The 6,682-nt window shown below is 67.8% G+C and carries 7 protein-coding genes and 1 riboswitch; of the genes, 2 read left to right on the top strand and 5 right to left on the bottom strand.

Going from position 1 to position 6,682, the window contains the following annotated elements; translation table 11 throughout:
• Positions 1–146: 146 nt before the first annotated feature.
• A riboswitch (SAM riboswitch) is annotated at positions 147–283 on the top strand.
• A gap of 118 nt (positions 284–401) precedes the next feature.
• Together L1088_RS12310 and metX are read left to right on the top strand one after the other, a co-directional pair.
• Positions 402–1,667: an O-acetylhomoserine aminocarboxypropyltransferase/cysteine synthase family protein gene (locus L1088_RS12310; RefSeq protein WP_234555340.1), complete on the top strand. Its 1,266-nt coding sequence runs from the start codon at positions 402–404 to the stop codon at positions 1,665–1,667.
• Entirely contained in the window at positions 1,664–2,806 is a 1,143-nt protein-coding gene (gene metX, locus L1088_RS12305) for a homoserine O-acetyltransferase MetX (RefSeq protein WP_234555339.1), read from the top strand. The genes L1088_RS12310 and metX overlap by 4 nt, the downstream gene beginning before the upstream one ends.
• 102 nt (positions 2,807–2,908) lie before the next feature.
• Here the strand turns inward: metX and mnmE are convergent, their stop codons facing one another.
• The 5 genes from mnmE to L1088_RS12280 are packed head-to-tail and all read right to left on the bottom strand — an operon-like array spanning position 2,909 to position 6,559.
• Positions 2,909–4,216, bottom strand: coding sequence for a tRNA uridine-5-carboxymethylaminomethyl(34) synthesis GTPase MnmE (gene mnmE, locus L1088_RS12300; RefSeq protein ID WP_234555337.1), 1,308 nt, complete (start codon positions 4,214–4,216; stop codon positions 2,909–2,911).
• Positions 4,213–4,419, bottom strand: a complete 207-nt coding sequence (locus tag L1088_RS12295) for a hypothetical protein (protein WP_234555335.1) — start codon at positions 4,417–4,419, stop codon at positions 4,213–4,215. Before L1088_RS12295 ends, mnmE begins: the two co-directional genes overlap by 4 nt.
• Positions 4,409–4,654 (bottom strand): type II toxin-antitoxin system HicA family toxin, encoded by a 246-nt coding sequence (locus L1088_RS12290; RefSeq protein WP_038042345.1) that lies wholly within the window; start codon positions 4,652–4,654, stop codon positions 4,409–4,411. Before L1088_RS12290 ends, L1088_RS12295 begins: the two co-directional genes overlap by 11 nt.
• The gene (hemL, locus tag L1088_RS12285; RefSeq protein WP_234555332.1) at positions 4,651–5,925 is read right to left on the bottom strand and encodes a glutamate-1-semialdehyde 2,1-aminomutase; all 1,275 of its coding nucleotides are present in this window, start codon (positions 5,923–5,925) and stop codon (positions 4,651–4,653) included. The genes L1088_RS12290 and hemL overlap by 4 nt, the downstream gene beginning before the upstream one ends.
• A 40-nt stretch (positions 5,926–5,965) precedes the next feature.
• Entirely contained in the window at positions 5,966–6,559 is a 594-nt protein-coding gene (locus tag L1088_RS12280; protein ID WP_081914475.1) for a CBS domain-containing protein, read from the bottom strand.
• Between the last annotated feature and the right edge of the window lie 123 nt (positions 6,560–6,682).

Genomic DNA, 6,682 nt, shown 5'->3' with positions numbered 1-6,682 from the left:
CCTCCGGTCCAAACGGCAAGCTCCTCATACAGCCCCATTTTGTCTGAACTCAAAGGGGGAGCTCAGTCAAAGGGTGTTGACGGGAAAACCCTCTCTCCCTACACTGACCTCTAACCGCGCTGGGGCGCGGCGAAAATCAGCCCGTTCTCTTATCCAGAGCGGTGGAGGGTACGGCCCGATGAAGCCGCGGCAACCTCCCATCCCTTCCGAACCATAGCCGGATGCGGGTGGGGCTGGTGCCAAGGCCGGCCCGGGTGGGGGAAACGCCCGGGGACGATAAGAGAGGGGGGTAAGCGCCACGCCCAACCCCTTCCAGGCGAGAGAACGGTGCCTCTTGCTGGAAGGGGCCTTTTATGGCCCCTTCTCCAAGCGCCCCAGGCCGGGAGAAAGGAGGCCAAAGGATGCGCTTTGAAACCCTGCAGCTCCACGCGGGCTACGAGCCCGAGCCCACCACCCTAAGCCGCCAGGTGCCCATCTACCCCACCACCAGTTACGTCTTCAAAAGCCCGGAGCACGCCGCGAACCTTTTCGCCCTGAAGGAGTTCGGGAACATCTACTCCCGCATCATGAACCCCACGGTAGACGTGCTGGAGAAGCGGCTGGCCGCCCTGGAGGGCGGCAAAGCGGCTCTGGCAACCGCGTCGGGCCACGCGGCCCAGTTTCTGGCCCTCACCACCCTGGCGCAAGCGGGGGACAACATCGTTTCTACCCCCAACCTCTATGGGGGCACCTTCAACCAGTTCAAGGTCACCCTAGCCCGGCTGGGCATAGAGGTGCGCTTCACCTCCCGCGAGGAGCGGCCTGAGGAGTTCCTGAGCCTCACGGACGAGAAGACGCGGGCCTGGTGGGTGGAGTCCATCGGCAACCCCGCCCTGAACATTCCGGACCTCGAGGCCCTGGCCCACGCGGCCCGGGAGGTAGGGGTGGCCCTCATTGTGGACAACACCTTCGGCATGGGGGGCTACCTCCTTCGGCCCCTGGAATGGGGGGCCGCCCTGGTGACCCATTCCCTCACCAAGTGGGTGGGGGGGCACGGGGCGGTGATCGCCGGCGGCATCGTGGACGGGGGGAACTTTCCCTGGGACAACGGCCGCTACCCCCTCCTCACCGAGCCCCAGCCGGGCTACCACGGCCTAAGGCTCGCCGAGGCCTTCGGGGAGCTGGCCTTCATCGTCAAGGCCCGGGTGGATGGCCTGCGCGACCAGGGCCAGGCCCTAGGTCCCTTTGAAGCCTGGGTGGTGCTCCTGGGGATGGAGACCCTTTCCTTGCGGGCTGAGCGCCACGTGGCAAACGCCCTCCACCTGGCCCACTGGCTCCGGGAGCGCCCAGAGGTGGCCTGGGTGAACTACCCGGGGCTTCCCGACCACCCCCACCATGCCCGCGCTCAGAAGTACTTCCGGGGAAAACCCGGGGCCGTCCTCACCTTTGGCCTTAAGGGAGGGTACGAGGCCGCCAAGCGCTTTATCTCCCGCCTTAGGCTCATCTCCCACCTGGCCAACGTGGGGGATACCCGTACCCTGGCCATCCACCCCGCCTCCACCACCCACTCCCAGCTCTCCCCGGAGGAGCAGGCCCTGGCGGGCGTGGCCCCAGAGATGGTGCGCCTCAGCGTGGGCCTGGAGCACGTGGAGGACCTGAAGGCGGAGCTGGAGGAGGCCCTCCGATGAGCGAGATCGCCCTGGAAACCTGGGGGGAGCACGAGGCCCTCCTCCTCAAGCCCCCCCGCTCCCCCCTTTCCATCCCCCCGCCCAAACCCCGGACCGCCGTCCTTTTCCCCAGGCGGGAAGGGTTTTACACCGAGCTTGGAGGCTACCTGCCCGAGGTGCGCCTCCGCTTTGAGACCTACGGGCGGCTCTCCCGCCTCAGGGACAACGCCGTCTTGGTCTTCCACGCCCTCACCGGTAGCGCCCACCTGGCGGGCACCTACGACGAAGCCACCTTCCAAAGCCTTTCGCCCCTGGAACAAGCCTTTGGCCCCCAAGGCTGGTGGGACGCCCTGGTGGGCCCGGGGCGCATCCTGGACCCCGCTCTTTACTACGTGATCTCCGCCAACCACCTGGGAAGCTGCTACGGCTCCACCGGACCCCTTTCCGTAGACCCCCGCACGGGGAGGCCCTACGGCCGGGACTTCCCCCCCCTTACCCTCCGGGACCTGGCCCGGGCCCAGGCCAGGCTTTTGGACCACCTGGGGGTGGAACGGGCGGTGGTGATCGGGGGGAGCCTGGGGGGGATGGTGGCCCTGGAGTTTGCCCTCATGTACCCCGAGAGGGTGAAGAAGCTGGTGGTCCTAGCCGCTCCCGCCCGCCACGGCCCCTGGGCCCGGGCCTTCAACCACCTAAGCCGCCAGGCCATCCTGCAAGACCCGGAGTACCAGAAGGGCCACCCCGCCCCCAAGGGCATGGCCCTGGCCCGGGGCATCGCCATGATGAGCTACCGCGCCCCCGCAGGGTTTGAGGCCCGCTGGGGCGAAGCGCCAGAGCGGGGCGAAACCTACCTGGACTACCAGGGCGAGAAGTTCCTAAAGCGCTTCCACGCGGAGAGCTACCTGGTCCTCTCCCGAGCCATGGACACCCACGATGTGGGCCGGGGCAGAGGGGGCTTGGAGGCGGCTTTGAAGCGGCTTAGGAGCCTTCCCTCCCTCTTCGTGGGCATCGACACCGACCTCCTCTACCCCGCCCGGGAGGTGCGGGAGGCGGCCCGGCTGGCCGGGGGGCGCTACCGGGAGATCAAGAGCCCCCACGGGCACGACGCCTTTCTCATCGAAACTGACCAGGTGGAGGCCATCCTGGATGGCTTCCTGCCCTAAGCATCCGCACGCAAAGGTTGCCCCATCGGCCAAAGCCAAAGCGGCGTGCTCATGGCCTCTTTGGGGCCCCTGTCGTGGCGCAAGCCACGACGGGGTACTTAGCTACTTACCCACGCAGAAGTTTTGGAAGATGCGGGCCACCACCGCCTCCGCCACCTCTCCCCTTCCCCGCAAGGAACCGAGGTGCCGGAGAGCTTCCTCCAAAGCCAAGCCCATGAGGTCCTCGGGGAGGGCAAGGGCCTCTTGGAGGCGCTCCTGGGCCCGGGTAAGGGCCTCCACCTGGCGCTCGGTGAGGAGGTACTCCCCGCCCCCCCCTCCCAAAAGGGCCTCCCGGAGGGCGTCCTTGAGCCGATCCAGCCCCTCCCCGGTGAGGCTGGAAACGGGGAGGAAGCCAGGTTCCTCCCAAGCCGGGGGCAGGTCGGCCTTGCTGGCCACCTTCAGGGTGCGCTCCCAAGGGAGGGGGGGCGGGGGCGGTAGGGGCCTTGAGCGGTCGGCCACGTAGAGGATGAGGTCGGCTTCCTGGGCGATGGCCAAGGCCCTTTCCACCCCGGCCCGCTCCAAGGGGTCCTCCGCCTCCCGCACCCCGGCGGTGTCCACCGCCACAAGGGGAATGCCGAAGAGCTCCAAAGGGGCTTCCAGGTAGTCCCGGGTGGTGCCGGGGATGGGAGAAACGAGGGCCCGCTCGTAGCCCAAAAGGGCGTTTAGGAGGGAGCTTTTCCCGGCATTGGGGGCCCCGATCAGGGCTAGCCGGGCTCCCCGTTGGGCCAGGCGGGAGGACCGCGCCTGGGCCAAAAGGGCCTCCACCTCCTGGAGGACCTCCCCGATCACCCGCTTGGCCTCGAGGGGCTCCACTCCCTCCTCGGGGTAGTCCAGAAGGGCCTGGATGTGGGCGAGGAGGGAAAGGAGCCTGTCCTCCAAGGTCGCAATCTTTCTGGAGAAGCTCCCCTCGAGGCTCCTCAAAGCCTGGCGGCGCGCCAAGTCCCCTTCCGCCTCCACCAGGGCCAAGACCGCTTCTGCTTGAGCTAGATCCAGCTTCCCGTTCATGAAGGCCCGGAAGGTGAACTCCCCCGGGCCGGCCAAGCGGGCCCCCGCCTTCACCAGGGCCTCGAGGACCCTTCGCAACACCGCAGGCGAGCCATGGGTGTGGAACTCGCAGGCATCCTCCCCCGTGTAGGACCTGGGAGCTCGGAAGACCAAAAGCAGGGCTTGGTCCAACACCTCCCCTGTTTCCGGGTCCACCACCTCCCCTAAGGTGAACCGCCCCCCCCTAAGCCCCCTCGGGTCCTTTCCCCGCCAGACCCGGGCGGCCACCTCCAGGGCCCCTTCCCCGGAAAGCCGCACCACCCCTATGGCCCCCTTCCCCGGGGGAGTGGCGATGGCGCAGATGGGGTCCTTGAGGGGGAGGTTCACGCCACTTCCAGTTCCGCCTCCTGGCGCAATACCCGCAAAGGCCGCCCCAGATGCTCCTCCAAAAAGGACAAGGCGTCTTGGACCGCTTCCTCCGGCGTATGCCCGTAACCTTGGAGCTCGGGGTAGTCCAGGAGCCGGGCCACGTAGGGTTCGTGCGCCCCTTCCAGCTCTGGGTAGTATTCCACTAGGACTTTAAGCTTCATCTTCCAGCCTCGCAATGGCCCGTAGAAGGGCCTTGACCGCCTCGGGATGCACGGGCTTTCCCCGGGGATGGGGTTCGTGAACGCTCACCACCAGGCCCCCAGGATGGACCAGCCTCCGGCGGCTACCCTTCCCCGTCTTCAGGATAAACCCGTAAGCCTCCGCTAACCGCAAGAACTCCTCCCAGGAACACCGGTTCGCCCGCGCCCGGACCCGGGCCAGAAGCTCTTCCCTCACAAAGCCTTCTCCAAAGCCTCGAGGGTCATGGCCACCTCTTCTTCCCCGTGGAGGATGGAGAGGAAGGCCGCCTCGAAGTTGGAGGGGGGCCAGTACACCCCCCGGTCCAGAAGGCCGTGGAAGAAGCGCTTAAAGAGCTCCGTGTCCGTGCGCTTGGCCTCGGCGAAGGTGCGCACCGGCCCTTCCGTGAAGAAAACCGTGAGCATGGAGCCCACCCGGTTCACCGCATGGGGGATGCCCTTGCGGGAAAGCACCTCCTCAAGCCCCGCCTCCAGCTTCGCCCCCACCGCCTCTAGGCGGGCGTAGTAGTCGGGGTTCTTCTCCAGGATCTCCAGGGTGGCCAGGCCCGCAGCCATGGCCAGGGGGTTTCCCGAAAGGGTCCCCGCCTGGTACACGGGGCCCAGGGGGGCCACCTGCTCCATGACCTCCCGCCTCCCCCCGTAGGCCGCGGCGGGAAGCCCCCCGCCCAGGACCTTCCCCAGGGTGACCAGGTCGGGCTTGAGACCAAACCGCTCCGTGGCCCCGCCGAAGCTCAGGCGGAAGCCCGTCATCACCTCGTCGGCGATGAGGAGGACGCCGTAGTCCTTGGCCTCGTGCAGGGCCTTGAGGAAGTCTTCGGTGGGAACGAGGACTCCGGCGTTCCCCACCACCGGCTCAAAGATGATGGCGGCGATCTCCTCCCCCCGCTCCTTCAGAAGGGCGCGGAGGGCCTCAGGATCGTTGTACTCCAGGACCAGGGTAAGCCGGGCGTACTCTTGGGGCACCCCGGCGCTGGAAGGGACCCCCAGGGTGAGGGCCCCGCTTCCCGCCTCCACCAGAAGCCCGTCCGCGTGCCCGTGGTAGTTGCCGCGGAACTTGACGATATACTTCCTACCCGTGTACCCCCGGGCCAGGCGCAGGGCGCTCATGGTGGCCTCGGTCCCCGAGTTCACGAAGCGCACCAGCTCCACCTGGGGGAAGGCCCGCTTCACCGCCTGGGCCAGCTCGGCCTCCAAGGGGTGGGGGGCCCCGAAGGTGAGGCCCCTTTCCGCCACCTCCTTCACCCTCGCCACCACCTCGGGGTGGGCATGCCCCAGGATGAGGGGGCCCCAGCTCAGCACGTAGTCCAGGTAGCGGTTTCCGTCGGCATCCCACACGTAAGCCCCTTCCCCCCGCACCAGAAAAGGAGGGGTGCCCCCCACGGCCCGAAAGGCCCGCACCGGGCTGGAAACGCCGCCAGGGATATGCCTTTGCGCCTCTAGAAAGAGCTTCTCGGAGGTCGGCCGCTCCATACCCCCACTTTAACCCCCATCCGGCAGGGGGAAAGCCGGGTTAGGGACGGATGGGTCGGAGGCCCAAGGCTTCCAGGCGGGCCAGGAGGGGCCGGGTGTCCAGAGCCCCCACCTGGAGGAGCACCCGGAAGCCCAGGCCCCCCGCCTCGCGGAAGAGGTGCAGGCCCACCAGGGGGGTCCGGGTTTCCTCCAGGGCCCGCACCACCCCGGCCAGGGCCTCGAGGCTCGGCACCAGGAGCTCTAGGCGGCTCGCCGGGCCCTTGGGCCGGATCCAATCCAGAAGCCCCCGCAGGAGGTCAAAGGCGGTAACCAGGCCCCGGAGAACCCCCTCCTCCACGACGGGCAGGGCCCCTACCCGAGCCGCTTCCATGCGGAAGGCCGCCTCGTCCAAGGGCTCCTCGGGGTGGGCCACGGGAAAGGGCTGGAGAAAGCGAAGCGCCGGAGCCCGAGGGTCTCCCCGGAAGTGACCGGGAGCCCAAGGGGCCAGCGGCAAGCGCAGGTGCCGCTCCGCCAAGAGCCCCAGGTACCGCCTTCCCTCCACCACAGGCAGATAGCGAACCCCCGTGCGGACCAGGAGGCGGTGAGCCTCCTCCAGGGTGGTTTGCGGTTCCGCCACCACCAGGTTGGTGCGCATCAGGTCTTTAAGGGTCGGTCCACCAGGCGGCCCCCAGCTCATACGCTTATGGTGTGTAATAAGAACTCCCCATGACCCCATCCGCTAGGATGGGGTCATGCAACTGGCCAAACACCAACGCCG

Source organism: Thermus caliditerrae, assembly GCF_021462525.1.
In the GTDB taxonomy this organism is placed as follows: domain Bacteria; phylum Deinococcota; class Deinococci; order Deinococcales; family Thermaceae; genus Thermus; species Thermus caliditerrae.
The sequence above is the reverse complement of the archived record's forward strand: the minus strand, read 5'-3'. Positions and strand labels throughout refer to the sequence as shown.